At 74.4% G+C, this 23,163-nt stretch carries 26 protein-coding genes, 1 tRNA gene and 1 pseudogene; 15 read left to right on the forward strand and 13 right to left on the reverse strand.

What is annotated here, in order from left to right:
* Positions 1–185, forward strand: a pseudogene (locus E9529_RS08380) (uroporphyrinogen-III C-methyltransferase); the annotation flags it as partial.
* Here the strand turns inward: E9529_RS08380 and E9529_RS08385 are convergent.
* Complete coding sequence (locus E9529_RS08385; RefSeq protein WP_236830697.1) at positions 182–808, reverse strand: class F sortase; 627 nt, start codon at positions 806–808, stop codon at positions 182–184. The pseudogene E9529_RS08380 and the gene E9529_RS08385 sit on opposite strands and share 4 nt — an antisense overlap.
* On the reverse strand, positions 786–1,628 hold the full coding sequence (locus tag E9529_RS08390) for a hypothetical protein (RefSeq protein ID WP_236830698.1): 843 nt from the start codon (positions 1,626–1,628) through the stop codon (positions 786–788). Before E9529_RS08390 ends, E9529_RS08385 begins: the two co-directional genes overlap by 23 nt.
* Before the next feature lie 253 nt (positions 1,629–1,881).
* Between E9529_RS08390 and E9529_RS08395 the strand changes: the two genes are divergently transcribed.
* The 3 genes from E9529_RS08395 (at position 1,882) to E9529_RS08405 (ending at position 3,935) form a co-directional block, all read left to right on the forward strand.
* Positions 1,882–2,586 carry an ABC transporter ATP-binding protein gene (locus E9529_RS08395; protein WP_236830699.1) on the forward strand — a complete coding sequence of 235 codons (705 nt, stop codon included), beginning with the start codon at positions 1,882–1,884 and terminating at the stop codon, positions 2,584–2,586.
* Positions 2,587–2,780: 194 nt separating this feature from the next.
* Positions 2,781–3,641, forward strand: a complete 861-nt coding sequence (locus E9529_RS08400; protein WP_236830700.1) for an ABC transporter permease — start codon at positions 2,781–2,783, stop codon at positions 3,639–3,641.
* 3 nt (positions 3,642–3,644) lie between these two features.
* Positions 3,645–3,935 carry a helix-turn-helix transcriptional regulator gene (locus E9529_RS08405; RefSeq protein ID WP_236830701.1) on the forward strand — a complete coding sequence of 97 codons (291 nt, stop codon included), beginning with the start codon at positions 3,645–3,647 and terminating at the stop codon, positions 3,933–3,935.
* Positions 3,936–4,054: 119 nt separating this feature from the next.
* Here E9529_RS08405 and ygiD read toward each other — a convergent pair whose 3' ends face one another.
* On the reverse strand, positions 4,055–4,906 hold the full coding sequence (gene ygiD / locus E9529_RS08410; protein ID WP_236830702.1) for a 4,5-DOPA dioxygenase extradiol: 852 nt from the start codon (positions 4,904–4,906) through the stop codon (positions 4,055–4,057).
* A gap of 83 nt (positions 4,907–4,989) precedes the next feature.
* Positions 4,990–5,685 (reverse strand): (2Fe-2S)-binding protein, encoded by a 696-nt coding sequence (locus E9529_RS08415; protein ID WP_236830703.1) that lies wholly within the window; start codon positions 5,683–5,685, stop codon positions 4,990–4,992.
* A gap of 133 nt (positions 5,686–5,818) precedes the next feature.
* Here E9529_RS08415 and acs point away from each other — a divergent pair, with 133 nt between their 5' ends.
* From acs to E9529_RS08430, 3 genes are all read left to right on the forward strand, one after another.
* Positions 5,819–7,768: an acetate--CoA ligase gene (gene acs / locus E9529_RS08420; RefSeq protein WP_236830704.1), complete on the forward strand. Its 1,950-nt coding sequence runs from the start codon at positions 5,819–5,821 to the stop codon at positions 7,766–7,768.
* Between the two features lie 165 nt (positions 7,769–7,933).
* The gene (locus tag E9529_RS08425; RefSeq protein WP_236830705.1) at positions 7,934–8,434 is read left to right on the forward strand and encodes a phage holin family protein; all 501 of its coding nucleotides are present in this window, start codon (positions 7,934–7,936) and stop codon (positions 8,432–8,434) included.
* Between the two features lie 5 nt (positions 8,435–8,439).
* Positions 8,440–9,366: an alpha/beta fold hydrolase gene (locus tag E9529_RS08430; protein WP_236830706.1), complete on the forward strand. Its 927-nt coding sequence runs from the start codon at positions 8,440–8,442 to the stop codon at positions 9,364–9,366.
* Positions 9,367–9,459: 93 nt separating this feature from the next.
* On the opposite strand, the gene E9529_RS08435 is transcribed toward E9529_RS08430, so the two are convergent.
* From E9529_RS08435 to nth, 5 genes are read right to left on the reverse strand one after another with little or no spacing between them, the layout of a single operon-like run.
* Positions 9,460–10,641: a MarP family serine protease gene (locus E9529_RS08435; RefSeq protein WP_236830707.1), complete on the reverse strand. Its 1,182-nt coding sequence runs from the start codon at positions 10,639–10,641 to the stop codon at positions 9,460–9,462.
* Between the two features lie 2 nt (positions 10,642–10,643).
* Complete coding sequence (locus E9529_RS08440) at positions 10,644–11,132, reverse strand: plastocyanin/azurin family copper-binding protein (protein ID WP_236830708.1); 489 nt, start codon at positions 11,130–11,132, stop codon at positions 10,644–10,646.
* Complete coding sequence (locus E9529_RS08445) at positions 11,129–11,881, reverse strand: CoA pyrophosphatase (RefSeq protein WP_236830709.1); 753 nt, start codon at positions 11,879–11,881, stop codon at positions 11,129–11,131. The genes E9529_RS08440 and E9529_RS08445 overlap by 4 nt, the downstream gene beginning before the upstream one ends.
* Positions 11,878–12,450 (reverse strand): TlpA disulfide reductase family protein, encoded by a 573-nt coding sequence (locus tag E9529_RS08450; RefSeq protein WP_236830710.1) that lies wholly within the window; start codon positions 12,448–12,450, stop codon positions 11,878–11,880. The genes E9529_RS08445 and E9529_RS08450 overlap by 4 nt, the downstream gene beginning before the upstream one ends.
* Entirely contained in the window at positions 12,450–13,094 is a 645-nt protein-coding gene (nth, locus tag E9529_RS08455) for an endonuclease III (protein ID WP_236830739.1), read from the reverse strand. The genes E9529_RS08450 and nth overlap by 1 nt, the downstream gene beginning before the upstream one ends.
* Here nth and E9529_RS08460 point away from each other — a divergent pair.
* The 3 genes from E9529_RS08460 (at position 13,077) to E9529_RS08470 (ending at position 15,379) form a co-directional block, all read left to right on the forward strand.
* Positions 13,077–13,334, forward strand: a complete 258-nt coding sequence (locus E9529_RS08460; RefSeq protein WP_236830740.1) for a hypothetical protein — start codon at positions 13,077–13,079, stop codon at positions 13,332–13,334. The two genes, nth and E9529_RS08460, sit on opposite strands and share 18 nt — an antisense overlap.
* Positions 13,335–13,512: 178 nt before the next feature.
* Positions 13,513–14,187, forward strand: a complete 675-nt coding sequence (locus E9529_RS08465) for a Crp/Fnr family transcriptional regulator (protein ID WP_236828584.1) — start codon at positions 13,513–13,515, stop codon at positions 14,185–14,187.
* A gap of 133 nt (positions 14,188–14,320) precedes the next feature.
* The gene (locus tag E9529_RS08470; protein ID WP_236830711.1) at positions 14,321–15,379 is read left to right on the forward strand and encodes an iron-siderophore ABC transporter substrate-binding protein; all 1,059 of its coding nucleotides are present in this window, start codon (positions 14,321–14,323) and stop codon (positions 15,377–15,379) included.
* Positions 15,380–15,435: 56 nt separating this feature from the next.
* Here E9529_RS08470 and E9529_RS08475 read toward each other — a convergent pair whose 3' ends face one another.
* The 3 genes from E9529_RS08475 to E9529_RS08485 are packed head-to-tail and all read right to left on the reverse strand — an operon-like array spanning position 15,436 to position 16,861.
* Positions 15,436–16,227, reverse strand: a complete 792-nt coding sequence (locus E9529_RS08475) for an NUDIX domain-containing protein (RefSeq protein ID WP_236830712.1) — start codon at positions 16,225–16,227, stop codon at positions 15,436–15,438.
* A complete protein-coding gene (locus tag E9529_RS08480) occupies positions 16,224–16,694 on the reverse strand; it encodes a RidA family protein (RefSeq protein ID WP_236828587.1) in 471 nt (156 codons plus the stop codon). The genes E9529_RS08475 and E9529_RS08480 overlap by 4 nt, the downstream gene beginning before the upstream one ends.
* A complete protein-coding gene (locus E9529_RS08485; RefSeq protein WP_236828588.1) occupies positions 16,691–16,861 on the reverse strand; it encodes a DUF4177 domain-containing protein in 171 nt (56 codons plus the stop codon). Before E9529_RS08485 ends, E9529_RS08480 begins: the two co-directional genes overlap by 4 nt.
* A gap of 182 nt (positions 16,862–17,043) precedes the next feature.
* On the opposite strand from E9529_RS08485, the gene E9529_RS08490 reads away from it, so the two are divergent.
* The 3 genes from E9529_RS08490 to E9529_RS08500 are packed head-to-tail and all read left to right on the forward strand — an operon-like array spanning position 17,044 to position 21,549.
* Positions 17,044–18,036: an ArsA-related P-loop ATPase gene (locus E9529_RS08490; protein ID WP_236830713.1), complete on the forward strand. Its 993-nt coding sequence runs from the start codon at positions 17,044–17,046 to the stop codon at positions 18,034–18,036.
* Entirely contained in the window at positions 18,036–19,259 is a 1,224-nt protein-coding gene (locus E9529_RS08495) for an ArsA family ATPase (RefSeq protein ID WP_236830714.1), read from the forward strand. Before E9529_RS08490 ends, E9529_RS08495 begins: the two co-directional genes overlap by 1 nt.
* Before the next feature lie 40 nt (positions 19,260–19,299).
* A complete protein-coding gene (locus E9529_RS08500; RefSeq protein WP_236830715.1) occupies positions 19,300–21,549 on the forward strand; it encodes a transglycosylase domain-containing protein in 2,250 nt (749 codons plus the stop codon).
* Positions 21,550–21,604: 55 nt separating this feature from the next.
* Here E9529_RS08500 and E9529_RS08505 read toward each other — a convergent pair whose 3' ends face one another.
* A complete protein-coding gene (locus tag E9529_RS08505) occupies positions 21,605–22,057 on the reverse strand; it encodes a GatB/YqeY domain-containing protein (protein WP_236830716.1) in 453 nt (150 codons plus the stop codon).
* A gap of 51 nt (positions 22,058–22,108) precedes the next feature.
* Between E9529_RS08505 and E9529_RS08510 the strand changes: the two genes are divergently transcribed.
* Together E9529_RS08510 and E9529_RS08515 are read left to right on the forward strand one after the other, a co-directional pair.
* On the forward strand, positions 22,109–23,020 hold the full coding sequence (locus tag E9529_RS08510) for a metallophosphoesterase (protein ID WP_236830717.1): 912 nt from the start codon (positions 22,109–22,111) through the stop codon (positions 23,018–23,020).
* Positions 23,021–23,069: 49 nt separating this feature from the next.
* Positions 23,070–23,143 (forward strand) — tRNA-Pro (locus E9529_RS08515).
* Positions 23,144–23,163: the final 20 nt, after the last annotated feature.

Here is a 23,163-nt window from a genome sequence, read left to right on the forward strand (position 1 = left end):
CCCTGATCCCGCACGGCCGCGACCCGCACACCCCCGTCGCCGTCGTCACCGCCGGCTCCACCCCCCCCCAGCGCGCCCTGCGCCCCACCCTCGCCGACCTCCCCACCACCCTCACCCAGCACGCCGTCCGCCCCCCGGCCGTCTGGGTCGTCGGCGACGTGGCGGGGCTCACCGCGGAGGGCTAGGCGCCGGCCACCGTCGCGAAGACCACGGTGTTGTCGGTGCTGGTGCCTGCGGCGTCGTCGAACTCGCCGCCGCAGGTGACCAGCGCGAGGTCGGCCTCCGCCGGGTGCCCGTTGAGCGCGTCGGAGAGCGCCGGGGTGGCCTTGTCCAGCCCGGTCAGCGGCTCGCCCAGCACGGTCAGCCGCAGCGCCGCACCGGCGGCGTCGCGCAGCACCACCTCGTCGCCGGGGCGGAGCTCGTGCAGCCGGTCGAAGACGGCGTCGCCGCCGTCCTGCTGGTGCCCGAGGACCACCGCCATCCGCCCCGACCCCGGCGCCGGGCCGTCGGACCACCACGAGGTGGTCAGCATCGACTCGGGGACGCCGTAGCCCTCGACGGTGCGCCCGGTGAACGGGTTCTCGTAGGTGACCGTGCCGCGGTGCTCGACGGGCGCGTCGACACCGATCGCGGGGATGGCCAGCCAGGCCGGTTCGACCGGCCCTGCTGCCGCCTGCTCGGACAGCGCGAACACGTCGTCCCCGGCCGGCGGGCGGGCGTTGACCACCCACAGCACCGCGAGGCCGGCCGCCAGGACGACGACGAAGGCCGCGACGGTGCGCAGGTCAGGCCCCCGGGCCGGCCGCACGGCGGGACCTCAGCCAGCCGGCGCTCCCCGCGCCGGCCGCGAGCGCGACGACGAGGCCGGCCAGCGCCGGCGAGGGCCCGTCGTCCTCGGCGTCCCCGGCGGTCGGGGCGTAGCCCGGGTAGGACACCGGCTGGGCGACCGGGTGCTCGACCGGCGCGGGCGCCGCCGGCCCGGGGACGTGCGGCTCGGGCGCGGCCGGCGGCGGGGGCTCCTCCTCGGCCGGCGGGGCGGGCACGCAGGTGGGCAGGGTCTCGGCCAGGAGCTGCAACCCGTGGACGACGGAGGAATCGGCGATCACCGCGGGGGCGAACGCCCCCTGCAGCTCCTCCCGCAGCCCGAGCAGCCCCTCCAGCCCGCCGCCGCCGGCCAGCCCCTCGAGCGCCGAGCCGAGCTCGGTGACCACCCCGACCAGCTGCACGGGCACCGCCACCAGGCCGGCGACGACGAGCTCGACGGCGTCGGCGATCCCGGCCACGCAGCTGTCCGGGAGCTGCAGCGCCGCGCCGAGCTGCTGCAGGGCCGCCTCCAGCTCAGCGGGGACCTCCACGGCGGGCACCGGGACGACGTCGGGCTCCGCCTTCTCTCCGGGCGGGTCGGCCTCCTCGCCGGCCGGCGACCCGGGCAGCGCGGGCGCGGTGCCGAGATCGCCGATCACGCCCTCGAGCAGGTCGCTCACCGGCTGCAGGGGATCCGGCGGCGCCACCGGCTCGTCGGCCCGGGCGAGCCCGGGGACGCCCACCAGCGCGGCGGCGAGCCCGGACGCGACCAGGACCCGGCGGCCGCGCGGCCGTCCGGGGCGGGGCAGGGAACGCGACGACAAAGGGGCCTCCCGGAGCTCGTTACGTGTGACGCCACTTGCACAGCAGTAACGAGGGCCGGGAACGGCGGTGACGGATCCGTCCGTCCAGGCGGAGCGCCGTGACTCTTCGTGTGCCGATCAAGGCGAATCGTCGATCCGCCGACCGCAAGCCAGTGGCACTTGTGCTCTCGATGTAGCACTCCTACTATCTGCGGCACGACAGCGGAGAGGGGGCGAGGGCGTGGATCCTCGACCGGACGCGTCAGGCGGAGCGGTGATCCGGACCCGTGGCCTGCGGATGAGCTACGGCGCGCAGGAGGTCCTCTCCGGCGTCGACCTCGAGGTGCACCCCGGGGAGGTGGTCTGCCTGCTGGGCCCCAACGGCGCCGGCAAGACCACCACCATCGAGATCCTGGAAGGCTTCCGGCTGCCCTCGGCCGGGGAGGTGCGGGTGCTCGGCGAGGACCCGGCGGCGGCCGGCGAGGCCTGGCGGGCGCGGGTGGGGGTGGTGCTGCAGTCGTGGCGCGACCACGCGCGCTGGACCCCGCGCCAGCTGCTCACCCAGCTGGGCGGCTACTTCCAGCCGTGGTCGACCCCCGAGCGGCCCCGCCCGTACGCGGTCGACGAGCTGATCGAGACCGTCGGCCTCACCGAGCACGCGGACAAGAAGATCGTCCGGCTCTCCGGCGGTCAGCGCCGGCGGCTGGACGTCGCCGTCGGCATCATCGGCCGGCCCGAGCTGCTCTTCCTGGACGAGCCCACCGCGGGCTTCGACCCGCAGGCGCGGCGGGACTTCCACGAGCTGGTGCACCGGCTCTCCGACCTCGAGGGGACGAGCATCCTGCTCACCACGCACGACCTCGCCGAGGCCGAGAAGCTGGCCGACCGGATCCTCATCCTGACCAACGGCCGGATCGTCGCCTCCGGCAGCGCCGAGGAGCTCACCCGCCAGGTCGCCGGCACCGCGGAGGTGCGCTGAGCCTGCGGTCCCGACCGCTTCGTCCACCCGACCGACGACGTCGTCGGCTTCGTCCGCCGGCTGTTCGAGGAGCACGGCGACCGGCTCACCGACCTCGAGGTCCGCCGCGCCAGCCTCGAGGACACCTACCTGGCGATGGTGCAGCGAGCCGAGTCCGGCCGGCCGGCCGGGCCCGTCCTGGAGGAGGTCACCCGGTGAACGCCACCCGGAACGCCATCGGCCTGGGCCTGCGCCGCGGCTGGACGGAGTTCGTGCTGAGCCTGCGCAGCCCGCAGGACCAGGGCTTCTACCTGTTCATGGGCGGCGGCACGCTGCTCTACCTGTGGTTCAACCGCAACAGCGACATCACCGCCGACGGGGAGACCATCCCGGTGGTGGCCTACTCCCTGCCCAGCATCCTGGCCGCCCTGCTCGCCTTCGGTGTCGTGATCGGCCCCGCCTACGCGCTGGCGATGGAGCGGGAGGACGGCACGCTGCTCCGGCACAAGGCGGTCCCCCACGGCATGCAGGGCTACGTGACCGGCCAGTTGCTGTACCACTCGCTGGGCCTGGTCCCGATGCTGCTGGTCATCCTCGTGCCGAGCTTCCTGCTCTTCGACGACCTGATGGCGCGTGGCGCCTCGGGCTGGCTCACCGTCGCGTGGGTGCTCGCGCTCGGCCTGCTCGCCACCCTCCCGATCGGGATGGTGATCGGCTCGCTGGTGCCCGGCGTCCAGAAGGTCGGCACCTGGGGGATGCTGCCGATCATCGTGCTCACCGCGATCTCCGGGATCTTCTTCCCCATCCAGGCGCTCTGGGGCTGGGTGCAGGCGGTCGCGCAGGTGTTCCCGATCTACTGGATCGGGGTGGGCATGCGCTCGGCGTTCCTACCCGACACCGCGCTGGCGTTCGAGCTGACGGGCTCGTGGCGGACCGGCACGACGGTGCTCGTACTGTCGGCGTGGGCGGTCGCCGGGTTGCTGGTGACCCCGCGGGTGCTCCGCCGGATGGCGCGGCGCCAGTCCGGTTCGCAGGTGGCCGAGGCTCGGGAGCAGGCGTTGCAGTGGGTGCACTGATCGGTGGCTGACGATCGCCCGGCCGGCGACCGCACCGGCGACGCCGTCCACAACCGGATCGCGCTGCTGCGCGCCGAGCAGCAGGTGACCCGGCGGGAGCTGGCCGACGCCCTCGGCGTCCACTACCAGACCGTCGGCTACCTGGAGCGCGGCGAGTACAACCCGAGCCTGCACCTGGCGCTGCGCATCGCGGAGTTCTTCGGCGTCCCGGTCGAGGCGGTGTTCTCCACCCGCCCGTTCCCCCGGATCACCGACCTCCACCGCCCCGCCGACGAGGGCCCCCGCACCGCCTAGGAACGGGATGGAACGGCCCAGGCGACGGGCTGGAACGGCCCCGGTGACGTGCTGGAACGGCCCCCTCCCAGGGACCCGCCACGAGCGCAGCGAGTGGTGGGGAGGGAGGGGGTCCTTCTTCAGATGTTGGCGCCGTCCGGGGGCGGGCCCTCGGGCAGCGCCGCGGCGACCCCGGAGCCCGACAGCTCCGGGGCGTCCATGCCGACGCTGTAGGCGGTCATGGACAGCGAGCCGTAGGCGTACCCGTCGACCAGGACGTCGACCGGGGCGTCGGTGGCCCCCGCCGCGCCGGCGACGTAGAGCAGCGGGAGGAAGTGGTCCGGCGTCGGGACGGCGAGGTCGAAGTCGCGGTGGCCGTCCAGCCGGCCGACGTCGGTGGGGTCGGTGAGCATGCGCTCCTTGGCCGCCTCGTCGAACCGCTGCGCCCAGTCGAAACCGGCGTCGGGCATCGCCCGGCTGACGCCGCCGAGGTTGTGGACGACGTTGCCGCTGCCGATCAGCAGCACGCCGTCCTCGCGCAGCGGAGCCAGGGCCGCGCCGAGCTGCAGGTGGTAGTCGAAGGGCTTGAGCGCGTTGATCGACAGTTGGACGACCGGGATGTCGGCGTCCGGGAAGGCGTGCATGAGCACCGACCAGGTGCCGTGGTCGATGCCCCAGCTGTCGTGGTCGGCGCCGACCCAGGTGGGGTGCACGATGTCGGCCACCTCCTCGTACAGCTCGGGCAGCCCGGGAGGCTCGTAGCGGACGTCGAAGAGCTCGCGCGGGAAGCCGAAGAAGTCGTGGATGGTCCGCGGCCGCGGCATGGCGGTGATCGCGGTGGCCTGCACGTACCAGTGCGCCGAGACGACCAGGATCGCCCGGGGCCGCGGTACGGAGCGGCCGAAGGCGCGCCAGGCCTCCGTGTAGCGGTTCTTCTCCAGCGCGTTCATCGGGTTGCCGTGACCGAAGAACGCAGCAGGCATGACGGGCATGGGCCCTCCCTGGTCGCTCGACTGCGGTCGCCCCGCGATCATCGCCCCGGTGGCGTCCGAGTGCGAGGGCATGCGCGCTCCGCTCAGCCGCGCGCCGCCGCGTCCTCGAGCAGGACCTGCCGCTCGGCCGGGGGGCGGCGGGGGCAGGACAGGCAGGTGCCGCCACCGGGCAACCGGTCCACGAGGCAGCAGGACGCCCGGGCGGTGAAGCGCACCCCGTCGACGTCGACGTAGCGGGATGCCGGCAACGGCGGGCCCACCGCCTCGGCCAGCGGGGCGGCCAGGGCGGTGACGGCGGCGACGTCGCCGAGGGCCCGCCCGAGGGTCAGCAGCCCGTTGGCCAGCGAGTCGGTGGCGATCGCCCACAGCGGGCGGGACCGCATCCCGGCGACCGCGGCCACGGCCGGCACCACCGCCGCCAGGCACTCCCGCAACCCGGCGGCCGGGTCGGCCGCGGTAGCGGCCGAGACCGCGGCCACGGGCAGCCCGCCGGCCCCGAGGACGACGGTGGTGTCGGCGGGGCGGGCCGACAGCGGGCGCCCGACCGCGAGCCCGGCGAGCACGGGGGCCAGGAGCACCGCCGACGCCGAGTACCACCACACCGTCGCGTGCACCCGCGCGTCGCCACCGCGGGCGGCGCGCGCGGCGATCACCGGGCCGAGCCACGCGGGGTCGGCGAGCAAGCCGGCCGGCACCGCCGGGGCCCCGCGCGGGGGCACCAGGCCGAGGGCCGCGGCACCCGGGATGCGTGCCACGACCTGCGCCTGCGGACCGCTCACCGGGCCAGTGTGGCCGGTCGTCGCTCCGCGGGGCGCACGGGGCAGACGACCGGGCACCCCGGCCATACGGTGTGTCGTGGAACACGCTGCACCGCCGCGAACGGCACGCGGCGCCGTCTTTCGGGAGGACCCCATGAGCGAAACGACCCAGGTCGACGGCCGGAGCTTCGCCCCGCCCGAGGCCCTCGCGGCCCAGGCGAACGTCGGCCCCGACGTCTACGACGAGGCCGCGCGCGACCGGCTGGCGTTCTGGGAGTCCGCGGCGCGCCGGCTGACCTGGGAGCAGGAGTGGGACACGGTGCTCGACTGGAGCAACCCGCCCTTCGCCCAGTGGTTCGTCGGCGGCAAGCTCAACGTCGCCTACAACTGCGTCGACCGGCACGTGGAGGCCGGCCACGGCGAGCAGGTCGCCTACCACTGGGAGGGCGAGCCGGGCGACACCCGCACGATCACCTACGCCCAGCTCAAGGACGAGGTCTGCAAGGCGGCGAACGCCCTGGTGGAGCTCGGCGTGCAGGCCGGTGACCGGGTGGCCATCTACATGCCGATGATCCCGGAGACGATCGTCGCGATGCTGGCCTGCGCCCGCATCGGCGCCGTCCACATGGTGGTCTTCGGCGGCTTCTCCGCCGACGCGCTGGCCAGCCGGCTCGACGACGCCGGCGCCGTCCTGGTCATCACCGCCGACGGCGGCTACCGCCGCGGCGCGCCCAGCGCGCTCAAGCCCGCCGTGGACGACGCGGTGGACCGCAGCCCCGGCGTCCGCAACGTCGTGGTGGTGAAGCGGACCGAGCAGGAGGTCGCCTGGAACGAGGGCCGCGACCTGTGGTGGGACGACGTCGTCGGCCGGCAGTCCGCCGAGCACACCTGCGAGTTCTTCGACGCCGAGCACCCGCTCTACATCATGTACACCTCGGGCACGACCGCGAAGCCGAAGGGCATCCTGCACACCTCCGGCGGCTACCTCACCCAGGTCGCCTACACGCACTGGGCGACGTTCGACCTCAAGCCCGACACCGACGTCTTCTGGACGGCGGCCGACGTCGGCTGGGTCACCGGCCACAGCTACATCGTGTACGGGCCGCTGGCCAACCGGGCGACGTCGGTGATGTACGAGGGGACGCCGGAGACCCCGCACCGCGGCCGCTGGTTCGAGCTGATCCAGAAGTACGGCGTGACGATCCTCTACACGGCGCCGACGGTGATCCGCACGTTCATGAAGTGGGGCGAGGACATCCCCGCCGGCTTCGACCTCTCCTCGCTGCGGCTGCTCGGGTCGGTCGGCGAGCCGATCAACCCCGAGGCGTGGCTCTGGTACCACGAGCACATCGGCGGCGGCCGCTGCCCGATCATGGACACCTGGTGGCAGACCGAGACCGGGGCGCACATGCTCACCCCGCTGCCCGGTGTCACGAGTCTGACCCCCGGCTCCGCCCAGCACCCCTTCCCGGGCATCTCGGCGAAGGTCGTCGACGACGAGGGCAACGAGCTGGCCGACGACTCGACCGGCCTGCTGGTGCTCACCGAGCCGTGGCCGTCGATGCTGCGCACCATCTGGGGCGACGACGACCGCTACGTCGACACCTACTGGTCGCGCTTCGGCAAGGACGTCTACTTCGCCGGGGACGGCGCGAAGAAGGACGCCGAGGGCAACATCTGGCTGCTCGGCCGGGTCGACGACGTGATGAACGTGTCCGGCCACCGCATCTCGACGACGGAGGTGGAGTCCTCGCTGGTCGGGCACCCGACCGTCGCCGAGGCCGCCGTCGTCGGCGCCAGCGACCCGACGACCGGTCAGGGCATCGTCGCCTTCGTGATCCTGCGCGGGAATGCCGAGGACTCCGGTGACGAGCTGGTGCAGGCGCTGAAGACGCACGTCGCCAAGGACATCGGCCCGATCGCCAAGCCGCGGCAGATCATGGTCGTGCAGGAGCTGCCCAAGACCCGCTCCGGCAAGATCATGCGCCGGCTGCTGCGGGACATCGCCGAGAACCGCGAGCTGGGCGACGTCACCACGCTGACCGACTCGTCGGTGATGAACATGATCAAGGAGAAGCTGCCCGCCGCCCCCGCGGAGGGCTGACCGGCGTAGGCACAGGAAGCTCTCCCTGCGTCCCGGGCCTCCCCGCCGCAGGGAGAGCTTCCTGTGCCCCCACCCTTCCCCCGAGGGGGATCGGGACGCGGTCCCGGGGCGGATGGGGCACCATCGTCCTGACCAGCACCGTCCCGACCGGAGGAGGAGCCACCCGTGGCCCACAGTGTGTCGACCACCCGCACCGACGGCAGCAACGCGGCGGCCGAGCCCTCGATCGGCACGCTGGTGCAGAGCGCGATGGCCGACGTCTCGACGCTGATCCGGGGCGAGGTGGAGCTCGCCAAGTCCGAGATCGGCGCGTCCGCGAAGAAGGGCGCCATCGGCGGTGGGATGTTCGGGGCCGCAGGCGTCGTCGCCGGCTTCTCGATGTTCTTCCTCTTCATCGCCCTCGCCGAGGGCCTCACCGCGCTCGGCGTGCCCCGCTGGCTGTCCTACCTCATCGTCTGGGTGGCGCTGTTGGTCGTCGCCGGCCTGCTCGCGCTGATCGGCAAGCGGCTGATCAAGAAGATCGAGAAGCCCGAGCGGACGATCGAGTCGCTGCGGGAGCTGCCCGAGGTCATGCACCGCGAGGCCCCCGGTGCCCGGCGCCGCGACGTGCCCACCGTCAGCGGCGGCAAGGTGCAGCTGCGCGGCAACGAGCCCTACCGGGTCTGACGCCCGTGACCGTCCCCCCGGACGGCCGTCCCGACGCGATCAGCGTCCTGCTCCCGGGTCCCTGGACCCACCGCGACATCTCCGCCAACGGCGTGCGGCTGCACGCGGCGGAGGCCGGGGACGGGCCGCTCGTCCTGCTGCTCCACGGGTTCCCGCAGTTCTGGTGGACCTGGCGCGCCCAGCTCACCGGCCTGGCCGAGGCCGGTTTCCGCGTCGTGGCGCCGGACCTGCGCGGCTACGGGGCCAGCGACAAGCCGCCCCGCGGCTACGACCTGCCCACCCTCTCCTCCGACGTCGCGGCGCTGGTGCGGGCGCTGGGTGAGCGCGACGCGGTGGTCGTCGGCCACGACTGGGGTGGCCTGCTCGGCTGGACGGCGGCCGCGCTGCACCCGCGGGTGGTGCGCCGGCTCGTGGTCGTCTCGATGGCCCACCCGCGGCTGCTGCGGGCCGGCATGGCCGACCGCCGGCAGCGCCGGGCGCTGCGCCACGCGCTGGGGTTCCAGGTGCCGCGGCTGCCGGAGCGGCGGCTGACCCGCGTCGACGACGACCCGGTCGCCGACCTGATGCGGCGGTGGGCCGGGCCGGAGTGGGCCCGCACCGCGGACTTCGCCGCGGCCGTGGAGCGCTACCGCTCGGCGGCGCGCATCCCGCAGGCCGCGTACGGCGCGATGGAGTACTACCGGTGGGCCGGCCGCTCGCAGCTGCGGCCGGACGGGCTCCGGTACGCCCGGCGGATGGCGGCCCCCGTCACCGCCCCGACCCTGCAACTGCACGGCGCGGCCGACCCGTACGTGCTCCCGGGGACGGCCCGCGGGTCGGGCCGCTACGTCGCCGGCGCCTACGAGTGGCGCGAGCTCCCCGGCATCGGCCACTTCCCGCAGGAGGAGACCCCCGACGAGATCACCCGCGCCATCGCCGACTGGGCCGCATAGCGCAGCGGAGCGGCCCGCCGTGAGCGGATGGAACGGCCCCCGTTCAGGGGCCCGCCGCGAGCGGAGCGAGCGGTGGGGGGAACGGGGGTCCTTCTACTCGCAGGCCCCGGTCGGGACCTCGGTGCGCGCGACGCTGCCCGCCTCGGCGGCCCGGGCGACCTGCGGGCCGGTGAGGGCGTAGCCGGTCTGCGGGTCGTCGATCGCCGACGCGAAGACCACTCCCAGGACGCTCCCGTCGGGGGCGAACAGCGGCCCGCCGGAGTTGCCGGCGCGCACCTGGCCGAAGAGCGCGTAGACGTCGCGGACGACGGTCCGCGTGTTGCGGAAGTCGGGGCCGCTGATCTCGCCGCGGTCGCGGACGCGGGCGGGTCCGACGTAGAAGTCACCGCCGCCGGGGTAACCCATGATGATCGCGTCGTCGCCGGAGTCCGCCGTCCCGGGGCTGAACCGCAGCGGCACCTGCGGCAGCCCGGGCACCGCGAGCACCGCGACGTCGACCTCCTCGTCCACGACGACCGGGACCGCGTCGTACTCCCGGCCCTCCGCGACCACGACCGGGTCGGTGACACCGGCCAGCACGTGGGCGTTGGTCATGACGCGCTCGGGCGCGTAGACGAAGCCGGAGCCGTCGATCTGCCGCGAGCACGACGGGGCGACCCCGCGGATCCGCACGACCGAGCCCCTCACCGACTCCACGACCGAGCTGGTCTCCAGCTCGGGGTCGGGGGCCGGCACCTCCCGCGCCCGGGTGGGGGTGAGCGGGTCGAGGACGTCGGGCAGCCCGCGCCGGTCGATGGCCTCGCGGAGGTCCTCGTAGACGGCGCGCACCTCGTCGGGCACGGCGCGGTCCACGGCCTGCACCAGCGCCGACTGGCGCACCTGGCCGGCGACCTGGGGGAACGGTGAGCTGGCCAGCGGGGAGGCGACCATCCAGGCGACCAGCAGCACCGCGGCCGCCGACACCACGGCGCCGGCCACGGAGTCGACCATCTTGGCCGGCTCCCAGGTGACCCGCGAGCGCAGCGCCCGGCCCGCCGCGCCGGCCAGGATCTGGCCGAGCAGCGCCCCGGCGAGCACCACTACGAGCGCCCCGAAGACGCGGCTGACGCTGGAGCCGTCGATCCGGTCGGCGACCGGCCCGGCCAGCTGCGCCCCGAGCACGGCCCCGCCGAGGAAGCCGAGGATCGAGGTGGCGGAGACGAGCAGGCCCTGCCGGAACCCGGAGAGGGCGAAGACCAGCGCGAGCGTGATCAGCAGCAGGTCGACCAGGGACACCGCTACCCGCTGACCGTCATGCTGCCCACCTGCCCGAGCTGGAGGTGGAAGGTGCAGGCGAACGGGTACTCGCCCGGCGTCGACACCTCGAACTCGATCGTCTTCTCCTCACCGGCGGCGAGCATGGAGATGCCGGCGTCGATCGGCTCCGGCAGCTCCGCGTCGGTGAACTCGAGGTTGTGCGGCATCTCCTCGGCGACGTTCACCACGGTCAGCCGCACCGGCCCCGGGGCCACGGTGAAGGTGGCCGGGGTGAACTCGTAGTCGTCCTGCGTCTGGACGGTGACCTCCTGGACGCCGTCCTCGGCGATCGTCACCTCGCCGAGACCCTCGGGTACCGGCGCCTCGGGGGCCTCCTGCGCCGCCCCGCCACCGCCGCCGCAGCCGGTCAGCAGCACCAGCGCGGCGGCCAGCGCCGCGAGCCGGCTCCGCCCCGGGGATCCCCACGAGCGCGCCGACGGTGCGGGAGCCGGGACCCTTCTGCTGGTCATCGGGGCCGAACCGTACGCGCCGCGGCGCCGTCGGGCGCAGGATCGGCCACCGTCGGCGCGGCGCTGTCGCCCGCCGGGTCGTCGTCCCCGGAGCCGGGCAGGGTGTACGGGCGGAGCAGCTCGGGGTTGATCGGCCGGACGTCGGTGGCGTCCCACGGCCGGGCCAGCCCGGCGGCCTCGAGGATGGCGTCGAGCAGCCCGGCGGTGAAGCCCCACACCTCCATGTCGGCGACGCAGAACGCCGGCCCGATGAAGCCGGCCGGGTGCTTCACCCGGTAGCGGTTGGCCGGGTCGACGAGGTCGGCGAGCGGTACCCGCGCGACCCGGGCCACCTCGTGCGGGTCGCCGACGGCGACGTCCCGCGGGTCGTCCCACCAGCCCACGACGGGGACCACCAGCCGGTCCGACGGCGGGAGGAACAGCTCCTGCAGGGTCGCGACGACGCGGACGCCGTCGGGGTCGATGCCTGCTTCCTCGTGCGCCTCGCGCAGCGCCGTGCCGACCGGGAAGTCGTCCCCCGGGTCGACCCCTCCCCCGGGGAAGGCGGGCTGGCCCGCGTGGCTGCGCAGGTGCGGCGACTTCTCGATCAGCAGCAGGTCGGGACCGGACGGGCCCTCGCCGAACAGGATGAGGACGGCGGACCGCCGGGCGGTGGCGGTCCGCTGCGGCATGCGGTGGCGCAGCGGGAGGTCGTCGGCCCGTTCGACCAGCCGCTGCAGGTACGCGGGCAGCCCGTCGGTGCCGGTCACAGCTGCACCCCGAGGTGCTCGGCGACCAGCCCCCGGAGCTCCTCCACCGAGCTGACCGGGCCAGCCTCGGTGTGCACCAGCGCGCCTCCGGCGTCGACGAAGTAGGTGAACGGCAGCGCGTTCAGGCCCAGCTCGGCCATCAGCTCGCCGTCGCCGTCGAACGCGCTGGGGAAGGTGACCCCCGCGTCCTCGGCGAAGGAGGCCGCCTGGGGCAGCCCGTCCTTGCTGATCACCCCGACCACCCGCACCTGGTCGCCGGCGGCCGCGGAGAACTCCTGCAGCAGCGGCATCTCCTCCCGGCACGGCGGGCACCAGCTGCCCCACAGGTTGACCACCATGGGCACGCCGGGGGCGCGGGCGAGGTCCAGGGCGCCACCGCCGGGGCAGTCGAAGGCCAGCGGCGGCAGGCGCTCGGCGCCGGCGGCCTCGTCCGCGGGCTGCTCCGGGCAGGGGGTCAGCACCGCGGCGGGCGACGCCGTCGGCGACGGCGCGGCGGCCGTCCCGCTCCCGCCGGAGGTGCAGCCGGCGACGGCGAGCAGCGCGACGGCGCCCAGCGCGAGACGGCGCATCACTCGGTGTCCGAGGCGGCCGGGGTCTTCACCAGCTTGACGGCGAGCTCCGGGTCGACGGGGCCGATGCCGAACGACGGGCACCACTGCGCCAGACCGCACGCCCCGCAGGCCGCCTTCTTGGCGTGGCAGACCCGCCGGCCGTGGAAGATCACCCGGTGGCTGAAGTCGGTCCACTCCTTCTTCGGCACCAGCTGGGCGATCTCGGCCTCGACCTTGACCGGGTCCTCCTCCGCGGTCCAGCCGAACCGGCGCACCAGGCGGCCGAAGTGGGTGTCGACGGTCAGCCCCGGGACGCCGAAGGCGTTGCCCAGCACGACGTTCGCCGTCTTCCGCCCGACGCCCGGCAGGGTCACCAGGTCGGCCATCCGGGCCGGCACCTCGCCGTCGAAGCGCTCCACCAGGGCCTGGCTCAGCCCCAGCACCGAGTTCGCCTTGGCCCGGAAGAAGCCCGTGGGCTTGAGGATCGTCTCCAGCTCCTCGCGGTCGGCGCCGGCGAGGGCGACCGCATCGGGGTAGCGGGCGAACAGCGCCGGCGTCACCTTGTTCACCATCTTGTCGGTGGTCTGCGCCGACAGCACCGTGGCGACCAGCAGCTCGAAGGCGTTGCTGAAGTCGAGCTCGCAGTGCGCGTCGGGGTGGATGACGGCGAGCTCGGTGTCATCCTCTTCCCCCCGCTGCTGATCGCCTTCCTGCTGGTCATGGAACGGGTCGAGGAGCCCCTGCGCCGCCCGGCCTCCCCGCGCGAGGTCAGCGAGTTCCTCGACACGGCGACCCCGGGCGAGGTCGACACGCTCGCCACCTCGGGCATCCGGCGGGCGCTGTTCCGCTGGCGGCGCCGTCGCCACCGCGGCCGGCGCTCCCAGAACCCGCCGCTGGTCTAGCGGCCTCCCTGCAGGGTCCCGCCGCGAGCCTGCGAGTGGTGGGGGGCAGGGAGGTCCTTTTTCTCGCTCGGAGGGGGGACGACGGTGCCACCGAACGGGTGACGGACTGCACAGCCGCCTAGACTCTCCGTCGGACGCGGGCACACCTGCGCCCGCAGACAGTGCGAGAGGACGTGCAGTGGACGAGGTGCTGGCCCAGTCGGGGCTCTTCCAGGGGCTCTCCGATGACGCGGTGGACCCCGTCATCAGCCGCCTGGAGACGATCACCCTCCCCCGGGGCCGGGTCGTCTTCAACGAGGGCGAGCCGGGCGACAGCCTCTACATCGTCCTGACCGGCAAGATCAAGCTGTCCCGCCGGTCGCCCGACGGCCGGGAGAACGTGCTGGCGGTCATGGGCCCCTCGGACCAGTTCGGCGAGCTGTCGGTCTTCGACCCGGGGCCGCGCACGGCGACGGCCACCGCCGTCACCGACGTCAAGCTGGCGCGGATGCCGCAGTCGGTCCTGCTGCCCTGGATCGAGGCGCACCCGGAGATCGGCGAGCAGCTGCTGCGCGTGCTGGCCCGCCGCCTGCGCCGGACCAACGACTCGGTCGCCGACCTGATCTTCACCGACGTCCCCGGCCGCGTCGCCAAGGCGCTGCTGCAGATGGCCGACCGCTTCGGCAGCCGCGACACCGACGGCCTGCGGGTCAAGCACGACCTCACGCAGGAGGAGCTGGCCCAGCTGGTGGGCGCCTCCCGCGAGACGGTCAACAAGGCGCTCGCCGACTTCGTGCACCGCGGCTGGATCCAGCTGCAGGGCAAGTCGGTCGTCGTCCTCGACGAGGAGCGCCTGCGGCGTCGCGCCCGCTGACACCGACCCGCTGACGCGAGAGGCCCAGGACCGCCACGGTCCTGGGCCTCTCGCGTCCCGTGCGGGGTCACCCCGGGAGTCGCGGACGGGTTGGCTAAGGTACGCCTAACCTAAGTCGCTCCCTGGAGGAATCATGTCCGCACCTCGCACCGCGAGCCGACGGCGCCACCGCCTCGCCGCCCGCGCCCTGGCCGTCGCCGTCCTGCTCCCCCTGGCCGCCTGCGGGGAGGAGGCGGCGGAGAGCACCGACGCCGGGGCGGCCACCGGCGGCGCCGCCGACAGCGCCTTCCCGGTCACCATCGAGCACGCCCTCGGCACGACCGAGGTGACCGAGGAGCCCGAGCGGGTCGTCACCTGGGGCTGGGGCAGCACGGACGCCGCGATCGCCCTGGGTGTCGTGCCGGTCGCCATCCCGACGCAGTCCTACGGCGGCGACGAGGAGGGCGTCCTGCCCTGGGTGCGCGAGCGCCTGGAGGAGGACGGCGCCGAGCTCCCCGAGCTGCTCCCCGACCAGACCGAGGCGCCGGTCGAGGCGATCGCGGCAGCCGACCCGGATCTCATCCTCGCGCCCTACTCCGGCCTCACCGAGGGCGAGTACGAGCTGCTCTCCCAGATCGCGCCGACGGTCGCCTACCCCGAGGAGCCGTGGGCGACGCCGTGGCGGGAGACCATCGAAATCGTGGGCGAGGCGCTGGGCCGTGACGAGCAGGCCGCGAACCTCCTCGCGGACATCGAGGAGCAGGTGGCCGCGCAGGCCGAGGCGCACCCGGAGCTCGCCGGCCTGACGGTCGCCGCCGTCTGGCCCGCGCCCGAATCGTTCTCCGTCTACAAGCCGGCCGACGCGCGGGTCGACTTCCTGCTCGACCTGGGCATGGAGAGCGCCCCGAGCGTCGCCGAACTCGGTGACGGGGAGGGCGAGACCTTCTACTACACCCTCAGCCCCGAGCGCCTCGGCGAGCTGACCAGCGACGTGCTGGTGGCCTACTCCGACACCGAGGCCGGCATGGAGGAGTTCCTCTCCGGCCCGCAGGGCCAGCTCATGGAGCAGGTCCGCACCGGCGCGGTCGCCCAGGTGGTCGGGCAGCAGCTGATCGCCGCGGTCTCCCCGCCGACGGCCCTGTCGCTGACCTGGGGGCTGGAGGAGTACGTGGCCGCGCTCTCCGCGGCCGCAGAGGCCGCCGCCGGCGCCTGACCGGCCGCACCGAACGCTGACCAGCGCCCCCTCCCCGCACGGGGAGGGGGCGCTGGTCATGACGGGAGCGGGACGGCCAGGCGGATCCGGGTGCCGTCGGGCAGCACCGCCCAGCGACCGTCGGGCGTCTCCTCGAACCGCGGGCTGATCGGGTGCATCGGCTGCGGGGGCGAGCCGGCCAGCGCGGCGGCGACGTCGGGGAACCCCGCCAGCTGGCCCAGCGTGTGCGACGTCGGCGGCAGCATCGGCCGCGTGCCGGCACCGAGCTCGGCCAGGGCGTCGGCCGGGCGCAGCCACGCGGCCTCGTCGGCCTCCCCGGACACGTCCCGCGCCTCCTGGCCCACCGGGAGCGCGGCGGCGAAGAACTTGGTGTCGTAGCGGCGGGGCTCCACCGGCGGGGTGATCCAGTGCGCGAACGGGCGCAGCAGGTCCGACCGGAGCACCAGCCCGCGGTCGGCGAGCAGCTCGGCCAGCGACAGCTCCCGGCTGAGCAGCCCCTGCCGCTGCCGCTCCCAGTCGTCGCCGGACACGTCCGGCACGACGCCGCCGTCGGGCAGCCCGGCCAGCAGGACGCCGGCCTCCTCGAACGTCTCGCGCACCGCGGCGCAGACCAGCTCGCGGGCCGTGCGCTCGTCGCACCCGAAGGCGGTGGCCCACTGCGCCGGGTCGGGGCCGGCCCAGCCGGTCTCGGTGTCGCCGTCCCGGGGGTCGACCCCTCCGCCGGGGTAGGCGGTCATGCCGCCGGCGAAGGGCATGCCCCTGGTGCGGCGGAGGAGGTAGACCTCCAGGCCCGGCTGCCCGTCGCGCAGGAGCAGGACGGTCGCCGCCTGCTTGGGCTCGGCGGTCACCGCAGCTCGACGGTGAGCTCGACCTCCACGGGGGCGCCCAGCGGCAGCTCGGCCACGCCCACGGCGCTGCGGGCGTGCTGCCCGGCCTCGCCGAAGATCCGCCCCATCAGCTCGCTGGCACCGTTGACGACGCGCGGCTGCCCGGTGAAGCCCTCGACGCTGGCCACGTAACCGACCACGCGGACGATGCGGGCCACCGAGTCCAGGCCCACCAGGTCGTCGACGGCGGCCAGCGCGTTCAGCGCGCAGACCTTGGCGTCGGCGGCAGCGGCCTCCACGTCGACCGACCCGCCGACCTTGCCGGTGCGGCGCAGCCCGCCGTCGACGAACGGCAGCTGGCCGGAGGTGAACACCAGCGACCCGGCGCGCACGGCCGGGACGTAGGCGGCGACGGGCGCGGCGACCGGTGGCAGCCGGATGCCCAGCTCGGCGAGCCGGGCGTGCCACCCCTGCGCGGGCGCGGTCACACCGGCCGCTTGAGGTACGCGACCAGCTGCTCCGCCCCTCCGGGGCCGGGGAGCACGGTCACCAGCTCCCAGCCGTCGACGCCCCAGGAGTCGAGGATCGCCTTGGTGTTGTGGACGAGCAGCGGGATGGTCGCGTACTCCCACTTCTGGCGGGCGGTTTCGCTCATGGCCCGACGCTAGCGCAGCAGGTGACCCGACCGGGCGGCCCCGTGCAGGGCCCCGCTGGTGACCTGACCGGGCGGCCCTCCTGCAAGGTCCCGCTGGCGACCTGACCGGGCGGCCCTCCTGCAGGGTCCCGCCGTGAGCTCGCGAACGGCGGGGGGCAGGAGGGTCGTTCTAGGCTGGTGCGGTGCCCCCCGAACTGACACCCGCGCGCCTGCACGTGGTCACCGGCAAGGGGGGCACGGGCAAGACGACCGTCGCCGCCGCCCTCGCCCTGGCGCTCGCCGCCGACGGGCGGTCGGTCCTGCTGGTGGAGACCGAGGGGCGGCAGGGCATCGCCCAGCTGTTCGACACCCCGCCGCTGCCCTACGAGGAGCGCCGGGTCGCCGTCGCGCGCGGCGGTGGTGAGGTCAAGGCGCTGGCGATCGACGTCGAGGAGGCGCTCCTCGACTACCTGGACATGTTCTACAACCTGCGCCGGGCGGGCCGGGCGCTGCGCAAGATGGGTGCGATCGACTTCGCCACCGCCATCGCCCCGGGGCTCCGCGACGTGCTGATCACCGGGAAGATCAAGGAGGCGGTCACCCGCCGGCGGGACGGCCGGCCGGTGTACGACGCCGTCGTCGTCGACGCGCCGCCCACCGGCCGGATCACCCGTTTCCTCGGCATCACCGGGGAGATGTCGCAGCTGGCCCGGTCCGGCCCGATCAAGACCCAGAGCGACGGCGTCATGGCGGTGCTCCGCTCCCCGCAGACGGCGGTGCACCTGGTGACGCTCCTGGAGGACATGCCCGTGCAGGAGACCGCGGACGCCATCGCCGAGCTGGCGGCCGCCGGGCTGCCGCTGGGCTCGGTGGTCGTGAACATGGCCGCCGAGCCCGTGCTGCCGCCCGAGGCCCTGACTCGCGCGGCCGCCGGCGAGCTGACCGGCGCCGACCTCGCGCCCGCGCTGGGCACCGTGCACCTGCCCGATGCCGGCGAGCTGGCCGACGCGCTGGTCGCCGAGGTGGTGGAGCACGCCCGCCGCTGGGCCGCGCAGGACGCGCTGCGCGCCCGGGTCGAGGAGTTGGGTCGCCCGACCGTCGAGATCCCGCTGCTGCCGGGCCCGATGGACCTCGGCTGCCTGTTCGAGCTCGCCGGGCGGCTCGAGGAGCACCTGCCGACGGCGGTGACCCGCTGATGGCCGCGGACACCACCACCCGGACCGCCGCCGGTGCCCGCGCGCCCCGCCAGGCGCCGGCCATGGAGCTCGCGGAGCTGATCGCCGACCGGCAGACCCGCATCGTCGTCTGCTGCGGCGCCGGCGGCGTGGGCAAGACGACGACGTCGGCCGCGCTCGGGCTCGCCGCCGCGGAGGTCGGGCGCACCGTCGTCGTCCTGACGATCGACCCCGCCCGCCGGCTGGCGCAGTCGCTCGGGCTGACCGAGCTGGACAACGAGCCGCGGAAGGTCGACGTGCCGGGGGCACCGGGCCAGCTGCACGCCATGATGCTGGACATGAAGCGGACGTTCGACGACATCGTCACCGCTCACTCCACGCCCGAGCGCGCGCAGCAGATCCTCGAGAACCCCTTCTACCAGGCGCTCTCCTCCTCCTTCGCCGGCACGCAGGAGTACATGGCGATGGAGAAGCTGGGGCAGCTGCGCGCCAGCGACCAGTGGGACCTCATCATCGTGGACACCCCGCCGTCGCGGTCCGCGCTGGACTTCCTCGACGCCCCCAACCGGATGGGCCGCTTCCTCGACGGCACGATGATCCGGCTGCTCATGGCGCCCAGCCGCGCCGGGTTCAAGTTCGCCAGCGCCGGCTTCCTGTTCTTCAGCCGGATCATCTCCAAGATCCTCGGCGGGCAGCTGCTGCGCGACATCTCCGCCTTCGTCTCCGCGCTGGACACGATGTTCGGCGGGTTCCGCGAGCGGGCGACGGCGACGTTCGAGCTGCTGCGCCGGCCCGGCACCTGGTTCGTCGTCGTCGCCGCGCCCGAGCCCGACGCGCTGCGCGAGGCCTCCTACTTCGTCGACCGGCTGTCGGCCGAGGGGATGCCGCTGGCCGGGCTGGTCGTCAACCGCACCCACCCCCCGGCCACCACCGCCCTGTCCGCCACCCGGGCGGAAGGGGCCGCCGAGGAGGTCGCCGAGAGCGGGGACGACGGCGCCGCGCTCGCCGCCGCGGCCCTGCGGGTGCACGCCGAGCGGATGCAGCTGGCCACCCGCGAGCAGCACCTGGCCGACCGCTTCACCAGCGCGCACCCCGACGTCGCCCTGCGGACGGTGCCGGCCGCCGCCGGGGACGTGCACGACCTGGAGGGACTGCGGGTGATGGCCGCCGCCCTGACCGGGCCGGACCACGACACGCCGACCGGCACGCCGCGGACGCGCGTCCTCCCCGCGCGCCGCGGCTGACCAGCGCTCCCACCCGTCCGGGCGACGTACCCTGACCGCGATGTCGGAGAACGCGCGCGCCACCACACGTCTGCTCGCCAAGCTCGCCGTGACGATCGTCGTCGCCGGCGCGCTGCTGGCCGGCCTCATGCTGCCCTGGGTCGGTGGACCGGGGCTCGCGGCACGCAACTCCGTGTCGCTGCTCGACGCCCTGCCGGTCGAGCTGACCGACAAGACGCCCGCCGGCGTCACCCGGGTGCTGGCCTCGGACGGTTCGCTGATCACGAACTTCTACGAGCACAACCGCACCCCGGTGACCTCCGACCAGATCGCCGACGTGATGAAGCAGGCCCTCGTCGACATCGAGGACTCCCGCTTCTACGACCACAACGGCCTCGACGTGCAGGGCACCATGCGCGCGCTGGTGCGCAACGTCGCCGCCGGCGAAGTGCAGGAGGGCGGCTCCACCCTCACCCAGCAGCTGGTGAAGCAGACCCTGCTGCAGACGGCCACCACGCCGGAGGACCGGGAGGCCGCCGACGCCAGGACCGTCGGCCGCAAACTGCGGGAGGCGCGGCTGGCGCTCGCCCTGGAGGACACCTACTCCAAGGACGAGATCCTCACCCGCTACCTGAACATCGTGTACTTCGGGCAGGGCGCCTACGGCATCCAGGCCGCCGCCCAGCGCTACTTCAGCGTGAACGCCGCCGACCTCACCCTGCCCCAGGCGGCCATGCTGGCCGGGCTGGTGCAGACCCCGCTCTACGACGAGCCGATCAACAACCCGGAGAACGCCCAGATCCGGCGCAACCAGGTGCTGCAGCGGATGCTCGACCTGGGCAACATCTCGCAGCAGGAGTTCGACGCGATCGCCCCGACGCCGGTGGAGGTCACCCCCGGCCAGGCCCCGCCGAACGGCTGCATCGACGCCTCGATCGGCGGCTTCTTCTGCGACTTCACCCGGCAGTACCTGATCCAGGAGCTGGGGCTGACCAAGGCGCAGCTGGAGAAGGGCGGTCTCACCATCACCACGACGCTGCGCCCGGACATGCAGCGCGCGGGTGACCAGGCCGTGCTGGACACCGTGGCCATGGGCGCGGGGACCGTGGCCGTCTACGACGCGGTCCAGCCCGGCACCGGGCAGGTGCTCGCGATGAGCGTCAACCGCCGCTTCGGCTGCGACGCCCCCGAGTGCGAGTCGGTCAACTTCGCGACCATCCCCACCAAGGGCTCGGGGTCGACCTTCAAGATGTTCGTCGCCGCCGCCGCGCTGGAGCAGGGCCTGCCGGCGAGCCACACCATCACCACGAACGAGCCGTACCGGTCGCGGGTGTACGAGAGCTACAACCCCGAGACCCGGCGGATCGAGCCGTACTCGGTCGGCAACGTGGGGAACAACTACCCGCGCACGCTGACGATGACGCAGGCGCTCTACATGTCCTCCAACACCTACTTCCTGGCCCTGGAGGACGCGCTCGGCCGCATCGAGCCGGCCGTCCGGATGGCCGAGCGGCTGGGCATGACCTTCGACTACTCGGTCACCCAGACCCCCGCGCAGCAGATCATCGACGAGAACCGCCCCTCGTTCGCCTTCGGCACCGACGGGGTGAGCCCGCTGGACCTGGCCAACGCCTACGCGACGGTCGCCGCCCGCGGCGTCAAGTGCACCCCCACCCCGGTGCTGTCCATCACCACTCCCAACGGCGAGCCGCTCCTGGGCGAGGACGGGCAGCCGGTGGTCGGCGAGAACACCTGCGAGCAGGTGGTCGAGCCCGGCATCGCCGACACCCTGAACCAGATGATGGTCAAGGACACCGCGCCGGGGAACCCCCTGCAGACCGGTGCCCGCGCCTACATCCCCGGGCACCAGATCGCCGGCAAGACCGGCACGGTGCAGGAGCGCGACTCGGTGGCCTTCGTCGGCTCGACCCCCCAGTACACCGCCAGCGTCATGCTGTTCCGCCCGCGGGACACCAACGACGTGGGCAGCTACGGCGGCGGGCTGCCGGCCGGGATCTGGCGCCAGGCGATGGCACCGGTCCTCACCGCACAAGAGCCGGTCCCCTTCCCGCCGGCCGACCCGCGCTACGCCGGCCGCGGCGTCGACGCCACGCCGCAGGGCCCCACCCGGCCCGCCGGCAACGCGTCCAGCCGCTCGGCGAACCGGCCGGGCCCCACGCGGAGCACCACCCCGCCGCCGCCGGCGCCCGAGGCGCCGGCGCAGCCGGAAGCGCCGGCGCAGCCCCCGACGGAACCCCAGGTGCCGCCGCCCGCCGAGGCGCCGGAGCCGGAAGAGCCCCCGACGAACTGAGCCGCGCGCGAGGGGGCCGGACCGCCAGGTCCGGCCCCCTCGCACGTCCCCGGTGTCAGCCGAGCTGGCGGCGCACCTCGGCGGCGACCCGGGCACCCTCCGCGCGGCCGGCCACGACCCCGTTGGCGGCCCCCATGACCTTGCCCATGTCCTTCATGCCGGAGGCCCCGGTGCGGGTGATGGCGTCGGCGACGATCGCGGTCAGGTCGGCGTCGTCGAGCTGGGCGGGCAGGTAGCCGGCCAGGACCTCGCCCTCCGCCTGCTCGCGGGCGGCCTGCTCGGCGCGCCCGGCCGAGCCGAAGGCCTCGGCGGCCTCCCGGCGCTTCTTCGCCTCCCGGCGGACGACGGCCTGCACCTCGTCGTCGCTGAGCTCGCGCGACTCCTTGCCCGACACCTCCTCGGCGCTGACGGCGGCGAGCACCATGCGCAGCGTGGCGGTGCGCAGCTCGTCGCGCGCCTTCATGGCGGTGGTCAGGTCGGTGCGCAGCTGTTCCTTGAGGTCGGACACGGGCCAAGCCTTGCACGGCGCGGCGTCCGGGTGCGCCCGTAGGCTTCGCGGGTGCGCTGGTACACCGCCCTCCCCGCCACCGCCGTCGCCTCGGGCGCGGCCGTGACCGCCTACGCGAGCCTCTACGAGCGCACCCGCTGGACGCTGCGCCGCTTCGACGTCCCGGTGCTGGCCCCGGGGTCGGCGCCGCTGCGGATCCTGCAGCTGTCGGACCTGCACATGACGGCGGGGCAGCGGAGCAAGCAGGAGTGGGTCGCGGGCCTGGCCGAGCTCGAGCCCGACCTGGTCATCAACACCGGCGACAACCTGGCCGGCTTCGACGCCGTGCCCGGCACGCTGAAGGCGCTGGACCCGCTCATGGACCTCCCCGGCGCCTTCGTGCTGGCCAGCAACGACTACTACGCCCCGCGGCCGAAGAACCCGCTCAAGTACTTCAAGCGGGACCACGAGCGGGTGCACGGTGACGAGCTGCCCTGGCGCGACCTGCGCGACGGCATGCGCGACCGGGGCTGGCTTGACCTCACCAACGACCGCGGCGAGCTCACGGTGGGCGGGCGGCGCATCGTCTTCGCCGGCGTGGACGACTCGCACCTGGAGCGGGACCGCTACGACCTGGTCGCCGGCCCGGCCGACCCGGGCGCCGACGTCCGCATCGGCCTGGCCCACTCCCCCGAGCCGCGGGTGCTCGACCGGTTCGCCGCCGACGGCTACGACCTGCTGCTCTGCGGGCACACGCACGGCGGTCAGCTGCGGGTGCCCTTCTACGGCGCGCTGGTGACCAACTGCGGCATCGACCGCGACCGGGTGCGCTGGCTGCACCGCTGGGCGGAGCCGACGCCGGGGCACCCGGCCGGCACCTGGCTGCACGTCTCGGCCGGCCTGGGCACCAGCCCGTACGCGCCCGTGCGGTTCGCCTGCCCGCCCGAGGCGACGCTGCTGACCCTCACCGCGCGCCCGGCCTGACCCGCCGCCGGGGCCCCCGCGGGCGGGCGTTAGACTCGTCGACGCACCTCGGGGTGTGGCGCAGCTTGGTAGCGCGCGTCGTTCGGGACGACGAGGCCGCAGGTTCAAATCCTGTCACCCCGACCCTCCGCTCAGGGGCCGCC

It is taken from the genome of Blastococcus sp. KM273128 (assembly GCF_021698975.1).
Classification (GTDB): Bacteria; Actinomycetota; Actinomycetes; order Mycobacteriales; family Geodermatophilaceae; genus Blastococcus.